The organism is Streptomyces ochraceiscleroticus (genome assembly GCF_000720485.1).
Taxonomy (GTDB): Bacteria; Actinomycetota; Actinomycetes; order Streptomycetales; family Streptomycetaceae; genus Streptomyces; species Streptomyces ochraceiscleroticus.
Genome location: NZ_JOAX01000143.1, coordinates 1 through 211 on the forward strand (window position 1 = coordinate 1; position 211 = coordinate 211).

The following is a 211-nucleotide window of genomic DNA, read 5'->3' on the forward strand; positions in this document are numbered from 1 at the left end:
GCAGGAGGCCGCCCTGCGGATGCTCCAGAACAACCTGGACCCGGAGGTCGCCGAGCACCCGGACAAGCTCGTCGTCTACGGCGGCACCGGCAAGGCCGCACGCGACTGGCGCTCCTTCGACGCGATGCAGCGCACCCTGCGGACGCTGAAGCAGGACGAGACGATGCTGGTGCAGTCCGGCCGTCCGGTGGGCGTCATGCAGACGCACGAG

At 70.1% G+C, this 211-nt stretch carries 1 pseudogene; it reads left to right on the forward strand.

Features of this window, described 5'->3' with window-relative positions:
* Positions 1-211: pseudogene (locus IG84_RS38660) on the forward strand (urocanate hydratase); the annotation flags it as partial.